The organism is Mammaliicoccus sp. A-M4, from assembly GCF_022386955.1.
Classification (GTDB): domain Bacteria; phylum Bacillota; class Bacilli; order Staphylococcales; family Staphylococcaceae; genus Mammaliicoccus; species Mammaliicoccus lentus.
Genome location: NZ_JAJNHH010000041.1, coordinates 1 through 332, shown reverse-complemented (window position 1 = coordinate 332; position 332 = coordinate 1). Strand labels below are relative to the sequence as shown.

Annotated in this window: 1 tRNA gene and 1 rRNA gene; both read left to right on the top strand. The window is 40.1% G+C overall.

Features of this window, described 5'->3' with window-relative positions:
* Nucleotides 1–67, top strand: a 16S ribosomal RNA gene (locus LQ682_RS14075); the annotation flags it as partial.
* Between the two features lie 93 nt (nt 68–160).
* Nucleotides 161–237 (top strand) — tRNA-Ile (locus LQ682_RS14070).
* Nucleotides 238–332: the final 95 nt, after the last annotated feature.

The window sequence follows — 332 nt, the reverse complement described above, 5'->3', positions numbered from 1 at the left end:
ACAGATGATTGGGGTGAAGTCGTAACAAGGTAGCCGTATCGGAAGGTGCGGCTGGATCACCTCCTTTCTAAGGATATTACGGAATGACCATGAGGTCATGGAATAACGGAGACATATTGTATTCAGTTTTGAATGTTTATTTGACATTCAAAAATAGATAGGGCCTATAGCTCAGCTGGTTAGAGCGCACGCCTGATAAGCGTGAGGTCGATGGTTCGAGTCCATTTAGGCCCACCATTTTTTTTGCACATTGAAAACTAGATAAGTAAGCAAATAGATTTTACCAAGCAAAAAACCGAGTGAATTTTTAACGAAATTCAACAAGCTTAATA